The sequence below is a fragment of the Paraburkholderia pallida genome (assembly GCF_004524855.1).
GTDB lineage: Bacteria > Pseudomonadota > Gammaproteobacteria > Burkholderiales > Burkholderiaceae > Paraburkholderia > Paraburkholderia oxyphila.
In genome coordinates, this window is the sequence record NZ_CP038149.1 from 342,536 (window position 1) to 360,778 (window position 18,243).

Sequence of the window (18,243 nt, forward strand, 5' to 3'; positions counted from 1 at the left end):
ATCCGATCCCCCTCCGACACCTCCCAGGAAAATTCCCACGTGTGCTAACCTGTATAAATATACAGTGTTTTGGTGCAGGAAATGGGACGCAATCATGGGACGGAATCATCGTCATTCTCCGCCGCTCACGGCCGCGGAACTCGCCGAGATCTACGACCGGCACCCGCTGCCGGTCGTCGTCCGGCTGCTCTGGGAGATCCATCGTTTGCGCTCGACCATCCTGCGCGCGAATCAGATCCGCCTGACGATCGGCACGCGCGTGGGCCGGGCGAACACGCCCGCGGGCATGTGGGAGCGTTTCGAGCAGGAGCTCGATGCCGAGCCTTGTCTGACCGACCCGCTCACGCCCCGGCAAAAGGGGTTGTTGCATCCGGGCGAGCCGCAAGGGCGGCTCAAGCGGCGCGCGCGCAATGGCGATGCCGGCGTCACGGCTTACGAAGATGATTCAGCCGATGACCGTGCGTGAAGCTAGCCGTAGGGTTCGTCGAAATTTGGTTGTAAGTAGCCGTTGCTAGAGTCGTCGCAGACGTCGTGCCTTTCGTGGCAGTCCGAACCAGAGCGACTACTCATGCAAACAGCCCTTGCGATTCGGCCCCTCAAGTCTTTGGCGCTCTTTCTGGCCTCGCTCTTTGCGCTGTGCCTGAGCGCCCCAAGCTGGGCGTTCCAGACGAGAATCGTCTCGATCCCCAGCGCGGCGATGCACCGTGCGTTCGACGCCACCGTGGTGCTCCCCGACGACTATGACGCGCGCGGCAGCGGGTCAGCGCGCTATCCGGTGATCTACGTGCTGCACGGCTCGGGCGGCAGCTACGCGGACTGGACCTCGAACACGCGCATCGGCAAGCTGGCGGACCACTATCACGTGATGCTCGTGATGCCCGACGGCGGCCACGAGAGCTGGTACATCGACAGCCCGTTCGATTCTTCGAGCCAATACGAAACCTATGTGGGCACTGAAGTGGTGTCGTATATAGACGCGCATTTCCGCACTCTGGCCTCGCGCCAGACGCGCGCGATCACGGGCCTGAGCATGGGCGGCTTCGGCGCGCTGCGCATCGCGCTCGATCATCCGCAGGCGTTCGGCGCGGCCGGCAGCATCAGCGGCGCGGTCGATCCGCGCAACTGCGAGGACGAGCCGGGCATCGACCGCGTGTTCGGCAATCCCGCGCGCCATGCCGACTTCTGGACGCGCAACGCGATCGTGGAGGGCGCGGGCAGCTTCGAGCATGCGCATATCGCGCTCACGATCGACTGTGGCGTGGACGACTCTTTCGTGCAGTCGAACCGCGTGCTGCACGACAAGCTCATTGCGCTGGGCGTGCCGCACGACTATGCAGAGCGCCCCGGCGGGCATACGTGGTCGTACTGGTCGAATGCCATCCGCTATCAGGTGCTGTTCTTCGCCACGTCGTTCAAGCAAAACGGCTGGCATCCGAATGCGCAGCAGGCCTGACCCGAGGCGCGGCCGTTGCGCGGTTTAGCGAACCGGCAATTCGAGGCGGGCGAGCTCCGCGAAATAGCGCGCGCCGGTCAGCAGAATGTCGTCGTTGAAATCGTAGCTCGCGTTGTGCAGCGGCACGCCCCCGCGCTCCGCTGCGTCGCCGTTGCCGATAAAGATGAAGTTGCCCGGAACGGCCTGAAGAAAGGCGCCGAAATCCTCGGAAATCATCATCGGCTCGACGTTCGCATCGACGGCCGCCTCACCGGCAATATTGCGCGCGGCGTTGACGGCGACCTCGACAAATTGCGCCGAATTGACCGTGGGCGCGAATTCGTGGGTGTATTCGAAGCTGCACTCGATGCCGTGCGTGGCGCAGATGCCCACGCTGATTTCCCGCATGCGCGTCTCTAGCAGCGTTTGCACCGCTTTCGAATAGCTGCGCGTGTCGCCCTTGATGATCACATTCGACGGAATGACATTGCGGATGCCGTCGGTGATGAATTCCGTGCATGAGATCACGGCCTGCTGGCTGGGGTCGAGATTGCGCGACACGATCGTCTGCAAGGCGAGCACGATCTGCGAAGCGACGACGATGGGATCCACGCCCATATGCGGGCGCGCCGCGTGCGTGCCGCGCCCTTTGATATGGATGACGAAATTATCCTCGCTCGCCATGATGCCGCCCGCGCGCGTCGCAAAGGTGCCGGCACGCATGCCGGGCATGTTGTGCGCGCCGAAGATCGCGTCGACGGGAAACCGCTCGAACAGGCCGTCCGCCATCATCGCTTTGGCGCCGCGGCCATGCTCTTCGGCGGGCTGGAGGATGAAGCGCACGGTGCCGTCGAAATCGCGCCGTTCGGCAAGCAGGCGGGCGGCGCCGAGGATCATCGACATGTGGCCGTCGTGGCCGCACGCGTGCATCTTCCCGGCGTTGAGCGAGGCGTGTTCGCGGCCCGGTGCGCATTCCGCGATGTTCAGCGCATCCATGTCGGCCCGCAGGCCGATCGCGCGCTTACCGCTGCCGACCGTGAGGTTCGCGACGAGCCCGGTGCCGCCAATGCCGCGATGGACCTCGAGGCCCAGTGTCCTGAGGATGCCGGCAACGTAGTCGGACGTATTGACCTCCTCGAAGCCGGTTTCCGGGCGCTGGTGCAGATATTGGCGCCAGCTCTTCAGTTGTCCTTGCAGTGTGCTTTCCATGGACGCCTCCTCGTCGCTCATCGATGCCGGTTCCGTTAGCGTGCCCATTGTGCCAGCCATTCGTCGCGGCGCGCCGCTACCGTATCGGCGTGCGTGCCGACGAGTTGCGCATAGACGCCCGGGGCCGTCGCGCCTTCCGTGCTGATCAGCAGGACACGCGATTGCGCATCGAGCCCCGCCGCATGGGCGAGCGCGGGCTCTTGCATCAGTTTCGCAAGGCCGGCGAGGCCCGCGGCGCCGGATTCGCCCGAAACGATGGGCACGTCGTCGCCGTCGCCGTCGCCGGCCGCGAGCGTGCGCATGGCCGCCACCGCGTCTTCGTCCTCGATGAGCATGAAGTTGTCGACGCAACCTTCGAGGATCTTCCATGCGAGCGGGGATGTCTCGCCGCACGCGAGGCCGGCCATCACGGAGTCCACCGATCCCGTGGCTTGCGCGGCGCGTCCCGCGATCGCGCTTTGATAGAGGCAATCGGCCTGGCGCGGCTCGACCACGATGAAGCGTGGCCGATTCACGCCGTAATGCTCCCATAGGTAGCTGGCCACGCCGGCCGCGAGGCCGCCCACGCCGCCTTGCACGAAGACGTGGGTGAAAGCGGGTTCGCCGCGCGCCGTGCCGGCTTGCTCGATGACTTCCGCCGCGATCGTGCCGTATCCCTGCATGACGTCGCGCGGAATCGCCTCGTATCCCTCGTATGACGTGTCGGATACGACGTGCCAGCCATGGGCGCTCGCGAGTTGGGCGGCATGCTCGACCGATTCGTCGTAGTTGCCCGGAATACGCACGATGCGTGCGCCATAGTCGGCAATGGCCTGCTCGCGCTCCGTGCTGACGTTCGCATGCAGGACGATGACGCAATGGCATCCGATCGACTGGGCCGCCGCGGCGAGCGCTTTGCCGTGGTTGCCGTCGGTGGCGCTGATGACTGTGAGGTTCGACATCTGTTCGCGATGGCGGCCTTCGATCAATGCCTTCGGGGCGATGTCATGGGTGGGCAAGAGGCGCATGATCAGCCGCATCAACGCGATTGGGGCGCCCAGCGCCTTGAAGCTGCCAAGCGGGGAGCGCAGCGATTCGTCTTTGACGGCCAGGCGCGCAACGCCGAGCTGCGCGGCCGCGTGGGGCAACTCCCACAGCGGCGTCGGCTCCCGGCTGATCAACACCCAGTTGGACAGCCAGGCGCGGCTTTCATCGCCGGATTCGACGTTCAGAATGGTGCGTAGCGTCGCGGGATAAGGGCTGCGGGTGGCGCGCGGGTTGGGGATCAGCATGGGGCAGTGTTCCTCGGCCAATGGACGGCCTCGATGATTTGAATTTGCGGCGCGAACGCCGCCGACCCCAGAAATGATATGGCGCAGGCCTCGCGAAAAAGTCTCGCAATTGCTGCTGTGCACGCAAAAAACGATCGATCTTGCGCGTCGCGTTTCACACTTGACGCAATGTCTCGATCGTCAGCTCGCGAAACCAGCGGTTGCCTTCGTCGTTGTCGAAGGTCTCGTGCCAGTGCACGGTGACCTCCACGCTCGGCATCTCCACCGGCAGTTCGTAGATGGCGAATTGATCGTGCTCGTTGAAGAACTGCGCAACGCGGCGCGGCAAGGTCACCATCCAGTCGGTGCGCCGCAGGATTTGCGGCACGACCGAAAAATGCGGCACGCTCAGCGCGATCTTGCGGTCGAGCCCCGCTGCGCGCAATGAGTCGTTGATGGTGCGGTGGCTGCTCTCACTCGATACGACCATGATGTGCTGCATATCCAGAAAGCGCTCGCGCGTCATGCGGCGCGCGGGCAGTCCCGCGCGCCGGCGCGTCATGCACACATACGGCTCGTCGAAGAGCAGGGCGCTATGCGTGTGCGGCTTGAGCGCCGGCAGATTGCCGATGGCGAGATCGAGCTGGCCCAGACGCAGTTGCTCGGCCACCTCGGCCACGGGTGTCTGACGCGCTTCGAGCTTCACGTGCGGCGCCACGCGCTGGAGCATTTCGCACAGCGGCGGCAGGAAGAACTGCTCGCCCGCATCGGTCATCGAAAGATGGAATTCGCGCGCGCTCGTGGCCGGGTCGAACGGTTCGCCGTGGCGCAGCGCCTCGCGTATCGACGCAATCGCACGCCCGAGCGGCAACGCGAGTTGCTGCGCCGTGGGCGTGGGCAGCATGCCATCAGGAGACCGAACGAAAAGCGGATCGTCGAACATCACGCGCAGCCGCCCGAGCGCATAGCTGATGGCTGGCTGCGACAGGCCCAGGCGCTGGCCCGCGCGCGTGAGACTGCGTTCTTCGAGGATCGCCTGAAACACGCGCACGAGGTTCAGATCGGCTTCGTTGAAATCAGCCATGTTTATGATGTTGATAATATTGATGAATTTGACAGATATCTTAGCCCAAACCTAGACTGGGTTCATCGATTTCGAGGGAATTCGAGGAGACCGGTTTATGGGCTGCATGGACTTGGGCGCCGCACTCGCCGCCGACGCGGCGCAGACGGCATCGCTGGCACTGCCGGCCTTGCTGGCGGCGCGTGCGCAGCGCGACGGCGAGGCTGCGCTGTTTTCGGATCGCAGGACCTGCTGGAGCGGCGCGCAGACGCTCGAGATCGCCGCGCGCCGCGCCGGCGCGCTGGCGGCGCACGGGATCCGGCGCGGCGACCGGGTCGCGCTGCTGTGCACGAACCGCAGCGAGTTCATGGAGATCGTGCTGGGCTGCGGCTGGCTGGGCGCCGTGGTCGTGCCCATCAACACCGCTTCGCGCGGCATGCAGCTCGAGCACATCCTGCGCAATTCGGGCGCGCGCCTAATCGTGGCCGAAACGCATCTCGTGGGCGCGGTGCACGCCATCGACGCGCAGGCGCACGCGCTCGAATCGATCTGGCTGATCGAGAGCGGCGAGCGTGGCGAGAGCGCCGAAGCGCGCGAAAGCAGCCACGCTCCGGCGGCGCGCAGCATGACGGTGCAGCCGTTCCCGCCGCTGGGCGAGCCGCTCGCGGCGCCGCCCATCGGCGACGGCGACGCGCTCGCCATTCTCTATACGTCGGGCACCTCGGGCCTCTCGAAGGGCGTGATTTGCCCGCACGCCCAGCTCTACTGGTGGGCCCGCCTCACGGCGGAGCATCTCGGCGTGGTGGCCGGCGACGTGCTCTACACGTGCTTGCCGCTCTTTCACACGAATGCGCTCAACGCGTTCTTCCAGGCGCTCGTTTCCGATGCGCAACTGGTCGCCGACCGGCGTTTCTCGGCGAGCGGCTTCTTCGCCTCGCTCATCGAGACGCGCGCCACGGTGACTTACGTGCTCGGCGCCATGGTGCCGATTCTGCTGGGCCGCCCGGCGTCCGACCGGGAGCGCGAGCATCGCGTGCGTATCGCGCTGGCGCCCGGCGTGCCGGGGCACTTCCAGCAGGAATTCACCGAACGCTGCGGTATCGCGCTGCTCGACGGTTACGGTTCGACCGAGACGAACTTCGTGCTCGGCGGCGGCATCGCCGATCAGCGTGCGGGCTACATGGGCAAGCTCGTGCCGGGTTTCGACGCGCGCGTGGTGGACGAGAACGACCGCGAAGTGCCGGACGGCGAGGCGGGCGAGCTGATCCTGCGCGCCGGCACGCCATTTGCCTTCGCGAGCGGATACTTCGGCATGCCGGAGAAGACCGTGGAGGCGTGGCGCAATCTCTGGTTCCATACGGGCGACCGCGTGGTGCGCGAGGCGAACGGCTACTATCGTTTCGTCGACCGGCTCAAGGATGCGATCCGGCGCCGCGGCGAAAATATTTCGTCATACGAAGTAGAGCAGGTGCTGTTGAGTCATCCGGCGGTCGAGACGGCTGCGGTGTACGCGGTCAAGTCGGAGTTCGCGGAGGACGAGGTGATGGCCGCGCTCGTGCTGCGTGCGGGCGAGACGCTGGACGCGCTCGCGCTGATCCGCTATTGCGAGCCGCGCCTGCCGTATTTCGCCGTGCCGCGCTATCTCGACTTCGTGGCCGATCTGCCGCGCACGGAAAACGGCAAGATCCAGAAGTACAAGCTGCGCGAGGCCGGCATTACCGTTACGGCGTGGGATCTCGAAGCGTCTGGCTACCGGCTCAGGCGAGCCTGAGCACGGCGCGCAAACGCAACAGGCACGCAGCATTCGCATCGCACCTGCCGCACGGCGGCACCCGCAAGTCACGAGAGCCCACCAGAGGCACGAGGAGGCAGCATGGCAAGCACCCAAACCTGTTCCGCCGGGGCGCCCGAAGCGCCGCACGCAGAACCCCGCACGAGTGCGCAGGCACTTGACCCGCGCGCCTTGCGCCGCATCGTGATGGCATCGGTCGCCGGCAATGCGCTCGAATGGTACGACTTCTTTCTCTACAGCACGGCGGCGGCGCTCGTGTTCGGCGAGCTGTTCTTTCCGCACGGGACCGATCCGCTCATCGGCACGCTCGCCGCGTTCGCGGGCTTTGCCGTCGGCTTCGCGGCCCGCCCGTTCGGCGGCGTGCTGTTCGGGCACATCGGCGACCGCTACGGGCGCAAGGGCGCGCTGGTCTGGACCCTCTCGCTGATGGGCGCCGCGACCTTCCTGATCGGTCTCTTGCCCACCTACGGCCAGGTGGGCCTGTGGGCGCCCGCGCTGCTCGTGCTGCTGCGCGTGGTGCAGGGCATTGCGTCGGGCGGCGAGTGGGGCGGCGGCGTGCTGATGATCAGCGAGTCGGCGCCGCCCGAAAAGCGCGGTTTTTACGCGTCGTGGAGCCAGATCGGCGTGGGCGGCGGCTTCGTGCTCTCGGCGGCGGTGTTCTTCGCCGTGCAGATGCTGCCGCACGAGAGCTTCATGAGCTGGGGCTGGCGCGTGCCCTTCCTGCTCTCCATCGTCATTTTCGGGGTGGGCGTCTATATCCGCTCGACGCTGCCCGAGAGCACCGAATTCGCGAAATCCGAAGCGGCGGGCAAGACCTCGCACATGCCGGTGCTCGATGCGATCCGCAAGCACCCGCGCGCGATCCTCGTCGCCATGGGGCTGCGCGTGGCCGAGAACGGCGGCTCGTACATCTTCCTCGCGTTCTCGCTCGTCTACGGCAAGTTCATCGGCGTGCCGGGCGCGGTCATGCTCGCGGGCGTGATGGTTTCGATGACGGTGGAGCTCGTGACCATGCTGCTCTGGGGCCGCCTCTCGGACCGCATCGGCCGCAAGCCCGTGTATCTGATTGGCGCGGTGGGGCTCATCGTGGTGGCGTTTCCGTTCTTCTGGCTGCTCGACACCAAGGCGCCCGCGCTCATCTGGCTCGCGCTGCTGCTTGGCAACGCGGTGTGCCACGGCGCCATGATCGGCACGCAGCCGAGCCTGATGGGCGAGCTCTTCAGCACCGAGGTGCGCTATTCGGGCATGGCGCTCGGTCACGAGATTGCCTCGGTGTTCGCGGGCGGGCTTTCGCCGCTCGTCGCCACCGCGTTGCTCGCGAAGTATCACGCGGCATGGCCCGTCGCGGTGATGCTGATGGCGATGGGCGCTATCACGGTGATTGCGCTGGTGTGCACGCGGGAAACGGTGCGCGGCGTCACACGATAAGGAAAGCGAAATAATGTCATCACGCGGATACGACGGCGCTTTGCTGTGCGCGGGCGTGGAGGTGCCGTACCGCCGCCAGGCGGGCGGCCTCTCGACTGGCGACCTGCTCGCGCAGGCGTTCTCTGCGGCGCTCGCGCAAGCGGGCTTCGCCGCGCGCGAGATCGACGGGCTGGGCGTGGCCTCGTTCACGCTGGGCCCCGATCACGCCATCGACCTCGCGTGGCGGCTGGGCCTCTCGCCGCGCTGGTGCATGGACGACTGCCACGGCGGCGCGAGCGCGATCAATCTGCTGCAGCACGCGATCCGCGCGATCCAGTGCGGGGATGCGAACGTCATCGCGCTGGTGTCGGGCGACGCTTTCGAGCCGGGCGACTTCAAGCGGCTCGTCGACCACTACAACCTCACCACGCGGACCTGGCTGCGTCCGCTCGAAAGCGGTGGCCCGAACGCGTTGTTCGCGATGCTCACGCAGCAGCATGCCGAGCGCTTCGGGCTCACGCGCGCCGATTACGGCGCGCTGTGCGTGGCGCAGCGCGCGTGGGCCGCGCTCAATCCGCAGGCCGTTTATCGCACGCCGCTCACGCTCGACGACTATCTCGACGCGCCTATGGTGGCCGCGCCGCTCGGCCGCTACGACTGCGTGCCCGTGGTGTGCGGCGCGAACGCGCTGGTGGTGGCGCGCGCGGACCTCGTCAAGCCGGGCCGTCACGCGCGCGTGCGGGCGCTGCAATGCCGTTACAACGCCGATCACCAGATGGGCGATGGCCTGCAGACCTCGCTCGCAGCGCTGGCGTCAGCGCTCTGGCGCGAGGCGCAAACGGCGCCTGCCGAGATGGATCTCGTCTCGGTCTATGACGACTATCCAGTCATGGCGCTCGTGCAACTGGCCGACCTGGGCTTCGCGCCCGATGGCGATCTGCGCGCGCTGATCGCGCGCATCGCCTCGCGCGCGCTGCCGGTGAACACCTCGGGCGGCCAGCTTTCGGCTGGGCAGGCGGGTGCGGCGGGCGGCATGCACGGCCTCGTGGAAGCGCTCACGCAATTGCGCGGCGCAGCGGGCGCGCGTCAGGTCGAGCGCGCGCGGCTCGCGCTGGTGAGCGGCTACGGCATGGTCGAATACCGCTACGGCATGTGCGCGAACGCCGTGGTGCTGGAAGCAGCGGAGCATGCCCAATGAGACAGACCATGAAGCTCGAAGTGTTGCGCTGCGCGGCTTGCGGCACCACGCTCTTTCCGGCGCGCTACTTGTGCCCCGCGTGCGGCGGCGCGCAATGGACGAAGCAGGCGGTGGCGCACGGCACGGTGCTCGCGGCAACCGTGGTGAGCCACCGCGTGGGCACGAGCGAGCCGGGCGCCGTGCACCTCGCGAGCGTTCGGACCGATGCGGGGCCGGTCGTCATCGCCCGTCTCGACGTTGCGGCACGCAAAGGCGAGACGGTCTCGCTCGAAGTCGACGAGGAGAGCCGCATTCTGGCCCGCGCCCTGTGAGGCTGGCACACGGCGGGCCAAACGAAACGTATCGCAATCGAGCGCGCATCCGATGCACGAGGCCGCGCGATCGATCAGGATGCCGTATCAATATCAGGCGATCGTGTCGACCACGCCGCCGTCCACGCGCAATGCCGCGCCAGTGGTCGCGGAGGCCTGCTGCGAGCACGCGTAGACCACCATGTTCGCCACTTCCTCCACGCTCGCGGCGCGGCGGATGATGGACGAGGCCCGGTGCTGCTGCACGAACGCCGCGGCCACTTCCTCCACGGGCTTGCCCGTCCTGGCGACTTCGTCCTTGAGCATCGCCTCCACGCCTTCGGAGAGCGTCGGGCCCGGCAGCACCGAGTTCACCGTCACGCCGGTGCCGGCAAGCCGCTTGGCGAGGCCGCGCGCCACCGAGAGCTGTGCCGTCTTGGTCATGCCGTATTGGATCATGTCGGCGGGAATGTTCAGCCCCGACTCCGAGGAAATGAACACGATGCGCCCCCAGCCCGCCTTGACCATCGCGCCCGCGTAGGCACGCGAGAGCCGCACGCCGGACATCACGTTGGTTTCGAAAAAGCGCAGCCATTCGCTATCGGAGATCGCGAAGAAGTCCTCCTGGGCGAAGATGCCGAGATTGTTCACGAGGATGTCGACCTGCGGATACGCCTTCACGAGCGCGTCGCAGCCCGCGGCGTTCGCGAGGTCGCCGACGAAGCCCTGCACCTGCGCGCCGGGCACGGCCTCGCGCACGGCGGCTTCGGCTTCGCGCACGCTGCCTTCGCGACGGCTGTTTACGATCACCGTGGCGCCCGTGCCCGCGAGTCCCTTGGCGATGGCGAGCCCGATGCCCGCCGCCGAGCCGGTGACGAGCGCGAGTTTTCCTGACAAATCGATCTTCATCGTGTTCTCCGATTGCGTGCGTTGCCTGAGTGAGACGCGCCGCCGTGCGAGCGGGCGGCGTGAGGGGAACCGGCAGTGTACTGCGGGCATTCTTCCCTTGCTCGTAACCGTCTCGCGGCACGCGCGCGAGGCGACGCAGCCGCGCGCCGCTCAGTGCGCGATCCCCATTTCCGGATCGCTGATGCTGTCCTTGCCGGTCTCCATACGGCCGGCGAAGCGGCGTGTGATGTCGCCTCCGCTGTTTACCTCATTCGCGGCGCGCAGCGTGAAGTCGTACCAGCCGCCCGATGCGTCGAGCGGCCAGGTCTGTTCCGCCCGTCCATGCGCGGGGACGGTGAGCGTCCACGGCCCGTCCGTGCGATAGGCGTTGGCTTGCACCGTGCAAATCGACGGCACGGGGCCCGCGTTGGCGACGGTGAGCGTGAGCGCGTTGCGCGCCTCGTCGTAGCGCAGGCGCGTTTCGGAGTTGGGGCCGCGCGGCGCCGCGCTAACGTTGCCCGAGAAGCCGCGGTGATAGCCGTTGGGCCCAAGCACCCAGAGATCGTATGCGCCGGCGTCCGACGCTTCGGGTGTCCACGTATCGTCGAGCTGCTTGCCCGCCTCGACGGTATAGCGGCGCGGCGGGCGATCGAGATGCAAGGTGTCGTAGACGTGAAAGACCGCGCCGGCGCTGCCTTCGTTTCCGAAGACGAGGCGCACCGCGTGGCGCTTCGGCACCACGCTCGCCTCCGTATGCAGGCGGTACGGCAACGCGCGCGAAGGCCGCGCGAAGCGCGCCTGGACCGGCATCGACTGCTCGGCAGCTGGAGGCGGCAAGACGGCCTTCAGCGCATGCTGCTGCGCGTTCTGTGCATCGGCTGCGGCTTTGCTCGGGGCAGGGAAGGACTTGACCGGACTTTCGTTCGGGGTGCTGAAGTTCAGGGTGGAGGTCAGATCGCCGAACACGGCGCGCCGCCATGCGCTGATATTGGGCTCCTTGACGCCGAAGCGCAGTTCCAGAAAGCGCAGCACGGAGGTGTGATCGAACACCTCGGAGTTGACGAAGCCGCCCGTGCTCCAGGGCGAGACCACGAACATCGGCACGCGCGGGCCGGGGCCGTAGGGTTGCCCGTCCGGCACGAGCGGGGTCGTGTCGCCGGGCGGGTTCGGCACGGTGAAGTACTCGTGCTTCGTGCTGACCGTGGATTTGCCCGCCCAGGCGCCGTCGCCGATGGGCGAGGGCGCGGCGGGCGGCGGCACGTGATCGAAGAAGCAGTCGTTCTCGTCGTAGTTCACGAAGAGCACGGTCTGGCTCCAGACCTCCGGGTTGGCCGTGAGCGCGTCGAGCAGCTGTTGCATGTACCACGCGCCCTGGCCCGGCGTCGAGGCGGAGGGATGCTCGCACGAGGCTTGCGGCGCGATGATCCAGCTCACCTGCGGCAGCCGGTTGGCGGCGATGTCGTCCCTGAGCGCCTGCAGGAAGCCGCCATCGGGCATGGTGTTGCCAATGCCCTTGTAGAGCGGCTCGCGCGCCTCCAGCTCGGCCGTCCAGGGCAAGTTGGGCGAGCCGGGCAGCGCCTCGTGGATCTTGCGGAACGTGGCGAAGCCCGCGAGCGGGTTGTCGTTGTAGTTATCGGGCTGGTTCTCGTAGACCTTCCAGCTCACGCTCGCCTTCTGCAGGCGCTCGACATAGGTGGTCCACCCGAGCCCGTTGCCGGAGGGCCCGAGCCAGTCCCAGCCGTTGTTGTTCACCACCGCGTGCGGGGTGGGCCCGCCGCCGCCCGGACCGTTCGTGCCGGTCCACAGGAACAGGCGATTCGAATTGGTGCCGCTCAGCAGCGAGCAATAGTAGGCGTCGCAAACCGTGAACGCATTCGCGAGCGCGAAATGAAACGGCAGGTCGGCTTCGCGCAGATAGCCCATCGAAATATCGCCTTTCGATTTCGGCCATTGCGTCATGCGGCCGTTGTCCCACGCGGCGTGGGCGTCGGCCCATTCGTGCGCGCCGCCCGCGAGCAGCGCATTGCCCTTGGTCTTGTCGAGGTGAAAGGGCAGGACGCTGCGCGCGCCGTCGCTCTGTTGCCAGACGCTTGCGCCTTGCGGCTGCGGGATCGTGATGCGGTCGCCGAAGCCGCGCACGCCGGGCAGCGTGCCGAGATAGTGGTCGAACGAGCGGTTTTCCTGCATGAGGATCACGACATGCTGGACGTCCCGGATCGTGCCGGTGGCGCGGTTCGCGGGTATCGCGAGCGCGCGCCGGATGGCCGGCGGAAAGAGACTGAGCGCGGCGAGCGCGCCGGCGCTATGCAGAAATCGGCGGCGGTCCTTCGAGGTCATGGTGCCAAAGGTCGTGCGGGGTGGTTCCGGGTTGGTACCCGCGAGCATGACACGTTGGGCGCAATGGCGCTTGCTGCGCGCGAGGCGGCCTGGCTCGCGCGGCGTGGTCGAGGGCCGGTTGGCGTGCCTCGATGCGCTTCGGTGCGCACGCGAGGCATGAGGCGCGCGAGGTTTCTCCGCGTGCCGGGCCGGCCTGAATTATTTCGTTCTACGAATGAAATGAGGCGGCTTCGCTGGCATCGCCGTGTGCGGCGCGCAGCGCTTCGAGCGTGCCCATGAACGCCCTGATGAGATGCCCGTTCGCGCGGCTCTTCAGATGGTAGAGATACTCGTGCATCGCGGGGCCATCGGGCTCGATGGGCACGCTCACGAGCGAGGCGCCGCGCGGCACTTCGCCGGCGGGCATCAGCGAGCAGCCGAGGCCCTGGCGGATCGCCTCGCAGATCGCCTCGCGGCTGCCGATTTCGATGACGGCGGCGGGCTCGACGCCGCGCCGCCTGAGTGCGGTCTCGGTGGCCTCGCGCGTGCGCGAGCCGGGCTCGCGCAGCAAGAGCGTTTCGCCGGCCAGCACGCCGAGGTCGGTGGTGCGCCGGTGCGCGAGCGCGTGCGCGGGATCGACCACCAGCACGAGCAGATCGCCCGCGATGCGGTGGCGCGCGAGCGCGGGGTCGTCCACGCGGTTCGACGAAACGGCCACGTCCACGCGATACTCCACGAGCGCGTCGAGCACCTCTTTCGAATTGCCCACCTCGATGCCGAGCTGCACGTTCGGATAGCGGCGCCGGAACGCCGCCACGGCGGGGAGAATGTAGTAGGGCCCGGTGGTCCCCAGCCGGAAGCTGCCGGTGTAGCACTCGCGTTCGTGGCGCAAGGCGGCGTCGATTTCGCGTTCGCTCAGCATCAGCCGGTCGATCAGCGGCATGAGCGCGGCGCCCGTCTGCGTGAGCTCGACGCGGTTGCCGCGGCGATGAAATAGCTCGACGCCGTAGTGCTTTTCGAGCTGCTGGATGCGCGAGGTGATGGTGGGCTGGCTGACCGAGAGATGCCGTGCGGCCGCGACGATGCTGCCTTGCCGGACGGTTTCATAGAACGCGGCGACGAGCGGCGCGAGTTGGGGGACGAGCATGGTCTCGTGACGGCAAATGACCTCGACTTTACCTCAGCTTCGCGTCAGATTCGTTACGGCGTGCCGTGCGCTCAAGGCATCGCCACGCGGTGCAGAATGTCGAGCAACTGCGAGACGGCAAAGGGCTTGCGCAGAAAGCCGACCAGATTCGCATCGGCGGGCGGCGTGACGAGCGCGGAGACGAGCACGAGCGGCACCCCTGCGAGCACACTGTTGCTGCGCATTTCGCGCATCAGCGCGAGGCCGTCCATGTGCGGCATCATGCAATCGGAGATCACGACATCGGGCGGGTCGGCGAGCGCGGCCCTGAGCGCGTCCGTCCCGTCCTCTGCCGTTCTGACCCGATAACCTTCCTGGCCGACCAGCTCTTTTAGCGCGTTCAGCGCGTTGATGTCGTCGTCGACGAGTAATACGGTAGCCATACGTCGTTTACCTGTGCGGCGCGCGCCCGCCGTTCTTGCACGGTTGCTATGCCGTGCGAGCGTGTTCTTCGCCATGTCCCAACCCCGTCTGAGCAGGCGGATTCCGGCGCTCGCAGGCGCCGGAACTCACCGGTAGTGCCGCATTTCCCATGCCCGGCGCATTCGGAGCGGCAATGCGCTCGATCGGCGGCGTGGCGCATGCGAGTCACTGAAATGACGCATGAATGCCATAGCAGCCGGCGTTCCCGTGGCGCTGCCGTGTTTGCCGGGGCGGCTCAAGTCGTTTTATTTTTTGCCGTTAACATACGCAAGGCCCGGCCCGCACGTGCGTAGCGCATTAGCCGGCCGCCATCCGAACGCCCCTGCGTCATGCTCCGCCCATGCTAGATCCGGTCAATATCCTCCTCGTCACGGTGCTCTCGAGCATCATGAGTCTCGCCATCCTCGGCTCGTTGCGGCCCGCGCGCATTCCCGGGGTGAGCCGCTGGATGGGCGCCTATCTGATGGCGAGCGTCGCGCTCGTGCTCGCGGGCATGCAGCGCATGGGCATGCCGCTCCTCACGATCTTCGTTTCGAACACGCTGCTGGCATGTGCCATTACCTGGGTGTCGAGGGTTGCCGCGAGTTCTTCGGGCTGAGCCCGCGCGCGCCGCTTGCCTGGGCGGGCTGTGCGGTGGTGGGCGTGGGGATTGCCTGGTGGTACTGGATAACGCCGGATCTGGCCGCGCGCATTGCGCTCGTTTCTGCGTTTCATGGCTCGGTTTATTGCGCCATCGGCTGGCTGGCACTGCGGCATCGGCCGAAGGGGCGGCCGGTCTACAGCTATCGCTTCGTCACCTGCGCCGCCTGGCTGGGCGCGTTCGCGCATGGCCTGCGGGGCTTCATTTACGGCACGGGGCTGATACGCCAGAGCACGATGCTCGACTTCACGCCCTTTAACGTTGCGTATCTGGCGCTGGGGATCCTGGTGCTGCCGGCGCTCTCGATCGGCATGGTGCTGCTCGCGCACGACCGTATGGCCGAGCGGCTCGAACACCTCGCGAGCCGCGACGAGCTGACCGGAGCGCTCACGCGCCGCGCGTTCCTCACCCAGGCACGCGCGGCGCTCGACGCCGCGCGTGCCGCGGGCATGCCGCATGCGCTCGCCATCGTCGATATCGATTATTTCAAGAGCATCAACGACCGCTACGGCCACGCGGCCGGCGACCGCGCGCTCGCCCAGTTCGGCCGCGTGATTGCTGCGGGCGTGCGCGAGTCGGACCTGTTCGGCAGGCTGGGCGGCGAGGAGTTCGCGCTGCTTTTTCCGGCAATGGCGCGCGAGGACGCGGTGATGCGCGTCGACGCGCTGCGCGTGGCCGCGCTCGCGGTGCGGCGCGGAGACTGCGTCGCGGCGCACGAGGTCGCGCCGTCGGGCATGGCGCCGGACGACGGGGAGGGCGCTGGCGACGATGCCCCGGCGGCGCACGCGGGCCTGACGTTCAGCGCCGGCGTGGATGTCTATCAGGACGGCGATACACTGGCGAGCTTGATGGCGCGCGCGGACGCGGCGCTCTATGAGGCGAAGACGCGCGGCCGCGACCGGGTGGTGAGCGCAGCGGCGCAATAAAAATAAAGCGCCATTGCGCGCGAATGCGCCGGCAGCGTCATAAAAAGTTCAAATAATGCCGGGCGATTTTTCCATTGGCATTACTCCGCGCGACTCCCCAAACCGGCCCTTGAAACAGAATCGTAATCCGTTGCGCCTGGGTGTTTTCCCTCTTTGCGCAATGGATTTATTTCGTCATCCTGTCTCTTCTCGTGAAGTTATGCAATTTGAATACCTCGAAAACGAATCGTTGAGGGGCGTTAAACCTATGCAGTCATTTCGGTATGCATAGCGCATGCTAATGCAATTCAGATAAGCCACATCGCTGTTTTTAAAGGATAATCAATCCCAGCCAGGGATGACGTTCTACAACGTCCGTTCCAGCCGGCCGCGCGTTGTCGTGTTCTCGCCGCCGGAAACAGGCACCGCATTTTTCGGGGCAGGCGTCTTTTCCTTGATAACCAGTGGCGATCATTCCAGGCGGATATCGTGCGGAAGTCGAGACGCCCGCTTACGGCGTCACGCGCCTTTATTTGCCTTCAAATCCGCTGCCCCTCGTGCGCGTAGAAGCGCATGCCAGCCGCGTCGACGCCAGTCCGCACCGGGGTGGACGCACCGCAAGACGCCGGCCGCCCGACGCAGGTTCGGGCCGCTCGCACTGTAGCGCGACGCGTGCATGTGCACGCAGGCGCCGCCGGTGCATGCCGCGCGTCTTGCCCCTCGCGCCCCGCGCACGCTCGCGAGGCGTCGCTCCGCTCGCATTCGTCACTGCATTTTTCTTCGCATTTATAGGCCCGCAACCGGAATTCCCTCGTCATGCGTTTCGCGCATGGCGCTCCGGCGCGGGCCAACTACCGGCCAGCCGTCCAGCAGGATTTCCGGGGGAAGTCGCGTATCACCTTGGGTGGGTGGCCATCAACCACAAGGAGCCTGAGATGAAAGTTGGCAATAACAATTGGCGGCATGCACATAACAACGACGTGGCGCTGCCGGCCTTTCTCGCCGCACGCGTCGACCGCTATTACACGGAACGCGTGCAGCAGAGCTGGTCGGGGGGCCACATCATGAAGGGGCGCGTTCCGGATGCCGACGCTTTGCATTTATCGAGCAACGACTATCTGTCGATTGCCCGCCATCCCGAGATTCTCGATGCGATGTGCATGAGCATCCGCTCCGAGGGCAACGGCCTGCTGATGTCGGGGGTGTTCCTGCACGGCGACGATTGTCCGCAGCTGAATCTCGAAGACCGTTTCGCGCGCTTCATGGGCGCCGAGGCGAGCGTGCTGTGCCAGTCGGGCTTCGCGGCCAACACAGGGCTGATCCAGTCGATCGCGAATGCGCAGACGCCGGTGTACGTCGACATGATGGCGCATATGTCGCTCTGGGAAGGCATTCGCAGCGCGGGAGCGAAGGCCATCAGTTTCTTCCACAACGATGTCGAGCATCTCGAGCAGCGCATCCAGCGCTACGGGCCGGGCATCGTGATCGTCGATTCGGTGTACAGCACGAATGGCAGCGTGTGCCCGCTGCAGGCCTTCGCGGACGTATGCGCCGAGCACGAGTGCGTATTCGTGGTGGACGAGTCGCATTCACTCGGCACGCACGGTCCGCATGGCGCGGGGATGGTTGCGCAGCTGGGCTTGACCGATCGTGTGCACTTTCGCACGGCGAGCCTCGCGAAGGCGTTCGCGGGCCGCGCAGGCATCATCAGCTGCTCGCGGCGCTTCCAGGAATACTTCAAGTGCGAGGCGCTGCCGGCCATTTTCAGCTCGACGCTGCTGCCGCACGAGAGCGCAGGTCTCGCGGCCACGCTCGACGTGATCGAGCGCGACGACTGGCGCCGCACGCGCGTGGCCGCGAACGCGCGCTATCTGCGCATGCGCCTGGCGGAACTTGGCTACAACCTCAACGGCAGCGAAACGCAGATCATCGCGCTCGAGGCCGGGCCGGAACCGCAGACCATCGTGCTGCGCGATGCGCTCGAGGCGCGCGGGATCTTCGGCTCGGTGTTCTGCGCGCCGGCTACGGCGCAGAACCGCTCGCTCGTGCGCCTGTCGATCAGTGCGGCGCTGTCCGAGGCGGAGCTCGAGCGCATCGTGGACGTGTGCGAAGCGATCCGCGATGAAGTGCAAATGTGGAACTGGCCTTCGACGCGCCGCCTCATGGAGCGCGGCGCCGGCCGTGCGCGCGTGCGTCAGCCGCGTGCGCTGGCGGAACTGCCGGTGGCCGCGTGAGGCCGGCAGG

The 18,243-nt window shown here is 66.7% G+C and carries 16 protein-coding genes; 9 read left to right on the forward strand and 7 right to left on the reverse strand.

The features are described 5' to 3' along the window. The first annotated feature begins 94 nt into the window (after positions 1 to 94). A complete protein-coding gene (locus E1956_RS16880; RefSeq protein ID WP_134751195.1) occupies positions 95 to 466 on the forward strand; it encodes a hypothetical protein in 372 nt (123 codons plus the stop codon). Between the two features lie 102 nt (positions 467 to 568). Then, complete coding sequence (locus tag E1956_RS16885; protein WP_134751196.1) at positions 569 to 1,453, forward strand: alpha/beta hydrolase; 885 nt, start codon at positions 569 to 571, stop codon at positions 1,451 to 1,453. Positions 1,454 to 1,477: 24 nt separating this feature from the next. Here E1956_RS16885 and E1956_RS16890 read toward each other — a convergent pair whose 3' ends face one another. From E1956_RS16890 to E1956_RS16900, 3 genes are all read right to left on the reverse strand, one after another. Then, complete coding sequence (locus E1956_RS16890; RefSeq protein ID WP_134751198.1) at positions 1,478 to 2,641, reverse strand: M20 aminoacylase family protein; 1,164 nt, start codon at positions 2,639 to 2,641, stop codon at positions 1,478 to 1,480. Between the two features lie 35 nt (positions 2,642 to 2,676). Further along, positions 2,677 to 3,912, reverse strand: a complete 1,236-nt coding sequence (locus E1956_RS16895) for a diaminopropionate ammonia-lyase (protein ID WP_134751199.1) — start codon at positions 3,910 to 3,912, stop codon at positions 2,677 to 2,679. A gap of 154 nt (positions 3,913 to 4,066) precedes the next feature. Continuing rightward, positions 4,067 to 4,975 (reverse strand): LysR family transcriptional regulator, encoded by a 909-nt coding sequence (locus E1956_RS16900; protein ID WP_134751201.1) that lies wholly within the window; start codon positions 4,973 to 4,975, stop codon positions 4,067 to 4,069. Positions 4,976 to 5,081: 106 nt separating this feature from the next. Between E1956_RS16900 and E1956_RS16905 the strand changes: the two genes are divergently transcribed. The 4 genes from E1956_RS16905 to E1956_RS16920 all read left to right on the forward strand — a co-directional run bounded on the left by E1956_RS16905 (position 5,082) and on the right by E1956_RS16920 (position 9,662). Beyond that, complete coding sequence (locus E1956_RS16905) at positions 5,082 to 6,725, forward strand: ATP-dependent acyl-CoA ligase (RefSeq protein WP_134754506.1); 1,644 nt, start codon at positions 5,082 to 5,084, stop codon at positions 6,723 to 6,725. Positions 6,726 to 6,827: 102 nt separating this feature from the next. Continuing rightward, positions 6,828 to 8,174, forward strand: a complete 1,347-nt coding sequence (locus tag E1956_RS16910; RefSeq protein WP_134751203.1) for an MFS transporter — start codon at positions 6,828 to 6,830, stop codon at positions 8,172 to 8,174. A gap of 13 nt (positions 8,175 to 8,187) precedes the next feature. Further along, positions 8,188 to 9,351 carry a thiolase family protein gene (locus tag E1956_RS16915; RefSeq protein ID WP_134751205.1) on the forward strand — a complete coding sequence of 388 codons (1,164 nt, stop codon included), beginning with the start codon at positions 8,188 to 8,190 and terminating at the stop codon, positions 9,349 to 9,351. Continuing rightward, positions 9,348 to 9,662, forward strand: coding sequence for a Zn-ribbon domain-containing OB-fold protein (locus E1956_RS16920; protein WP_232071665.1), 315 nt, complete (start codon positions 9,348 to 9,350; stop codon positions 9,660 to 9,662). Before E1956_RS16915 ends, E1956_RS16920 begins: the two co-directional genes overlap by 4 nt. A 93-nt stretch (positions 9,663 to 9,755) precedes the next feature. On the opposite strand, the gene E1956_RS16925 is transcribed toward E1956_RS16920, so the two are convergent. The 4 genes from E1956_RS16925 to E1956_RS16940 form a co-directional block, all read right to left on the reverse strand. After that, positions 9,756 to 10,550, reverse strand: a complete 795-nt coding sequence (locus tag E1956_RS16925; protein WP_134751207.1) for an SDR family NAD(P)-dependent oxidoreductase — start codon at positions 10,548 to 10,550, stop codon at positions 9,756 to 9,758. Between the two features lie 150 nt (positions 10,551 to 10,700). Then, positions 10,701 to 12,866, reverse strand: coding sequence for a phosphocholine-specific phospholipase C (locus tag E1956_RS16930; protein WP_134751209.1), 2,166 nt, complete (start codon positions 12,864 to 12,866; stop codon positions 10,701 to 10,703). A 208-nt stretch (positions 12,867 to 13,074) separates the two neighbouring features. Then, the gene (locus E1956_RS16935) at positions 13,075 to 13,992 is read right to left on the reverse strand and encodes a LysR substrate-binding domain-containing protein (RefSeq protein WP_134751211.1); all 918 of its coding nucleotides are present in this window, start codon (positions 13,990 to 13,992) and stop codon (positions 13,075 to 13,077) included. A gap of 71 nt (positions 13,993 to 14,063) precedes the next feature. Continuing rightward, entirely contained in the window at positions 14,064 to 14,414 is a 351-nt protein-coding gene (locus tag E1956_RS16940) for a response regulator (protein ID WP_134751213.1), read from the reverse strand. 380 nt (positions 14,415 to 14,794) lie between these two features. Here E1956_RS16940 and E1956_RS46850 point away from each other — a divergent pair, with 380 nt between their 5' ends. The 3 genes from E1956_RS46850 to cqsA all read left to right on the forward strand — a co-directional run bounded on the left by E1956_RS46850 (position 14,795) and on the right by cqsA (position 18,233). Beyond that, positions 14,795 to 15,052 (forward strand): hypothetical protein, encoded by a 258-nt coding sequence (locus E1956_RS46850; RefSeq protein WP_232071667.1) that lies wholly within the window; start codon positions 14,795 to 14,797, stop codon positions 15,050 to 15,052. After that, a complete protein-coding gene (locus tag E1956_RS16945) occupies positions 15,004 to 16,020 on the forward strand; it encodes a GGDEF domain-containing protein (RefSeq protein ID WP_232071669.1) in 1,017 nt (338 codons plus the stop codon). Before E1956_RS46850 ends, E1956_RS16945 begins: the two co-directional genes overlap by 49 nt. 914 nt (positions 16,021 to 16,934) lie before the next feature. Then, positions 16,935 to 18,233 carry an alpha-hydroxyketone-type quorum-sensing autoinducer synthase gene (gene cqsA / locus E1956_RS16950; RefSeq protein ID WP_134751216.1) on the forward strand — a complete coding sequence of 433 codons (1,299 nt, stop codon included), beginning with the start codon at positions 16,935 to 16,937 and terminating at the stop codon, positions 18,231 to 18,233. Positions 18,234 to 18,243 lie beyond the last annotated feature (10 nt).

Bases quoted from the DNA above. Each gene is read 5' to 3' on its own strand.
- E1956_RS16945 (WP_232071669.1), top strand. From the start codon at position 15,004: ATGTGCCATTACCTGGGTGTCGAGGGTTGCCGCGAGTTCTTCGGGCTG.
- E1956_RS46850 (WP_232071667.1), top strand. From the start codon at position 14,795: ATGCTAGATCCGGTCAATATCCTCCTCGTCACGGTGCTCTCGAGCATC.
- E1956_RS16935 (WP_134751211.1), bottom strand. From the start codon at position 13,992: ATGCTCGTCCCCCAACTCGCGCCGCTCGTCGCCGCGTTCTATGAAACC.
- E1956_RS16905 (WP_134754506.1), top strand. From the start codon at position 5,082: ATGGACTTGGGCGCCGCACTCGCCGCCGACGCGGCGCAGACGGCATCG.
- E1956_RS16925 (WP_134751207.1), bottom strand. From the start codon at position 10,550: ATGAAGATCGATTTGTCAGGAAAACTCGCGCTCGTCACCGGCTCGGCG.
- E1956_RS16915 (WP_134751205.1), top strand. From the start codon at position 8,188: ATGTCATCACGCGGATACGACGGCGCTTTGCTGTGCGCGGGCGTGGAG.
- E1956_RS16895 (WP_134751199.1), bottom strand. From the start codon at position 3,912: ATGCTGATCCCCAACCCGCGCGCCACCCGCAGCCCTTATCCCGCGACG.
- E1956_RS16920 (WP_232071665.1), top strand. From the start codon at position 9,348: ATGAGACAGACCATGAAGCTCGAAGTGTTGCGCTGCGCGGCTTGCGGC.
- E1956_RS16930 (WP_134751209.1), bottom strand. From the start codon at position 12,866: ATGACCTCGAAGGACCGCCGCCGATTTCTGCATAGCGCCGGCGCGCTC.
- E1956_RS16910 (WP_134751203.1), top strand. From the start codon at position 6,828: ATGGCAAGCACCCAAACCTGTTCCGCCGGGGCGCCCGAAGCGCCGCAC.
- cqsA (WP_134751216.1), top strand. From the start codon at position 16,935: ATGAAAGTTGGCAATAACAATTGGCGGCATGCACATAACAACGACGTG.
- E1956_RS16900 (WP_134751201.1), bottom strand. From the start codon at position 4,975: ATGGCTGATTTCAACGAAGCCGATCTGAACCTCGTGCGCGTGTTTCAG.
- E1956_RS16880 (WP_134751195.1), top strand. From the start codon at position 95: ATGGGACGGAATCATCGTCATTCTCCGCCGCTCACGGCCGCGGAACTC.
- E1956_RS16890 (WP_134751198.1), bottom strand. From the start codon at position 2,641: ATGGAAAGCACACTGCAAGGACAACTGAAGAGCTGGCGCCAATATCTG.
- E1956_RS16940 (WP_134751213.1), bottom strand. From the start codon at position 14,414: ATGGCTACCGTATTACTCGTCGACGACGACATCAACGCGCTGAACGCG.
- E1956_RS16885 (WP_134751196.1), top strand. From the start codon at position 569: ATGCAAACAGCCCTTGCGATTCGGCCCCTCAAGTCTTTGGCGCTCTTT.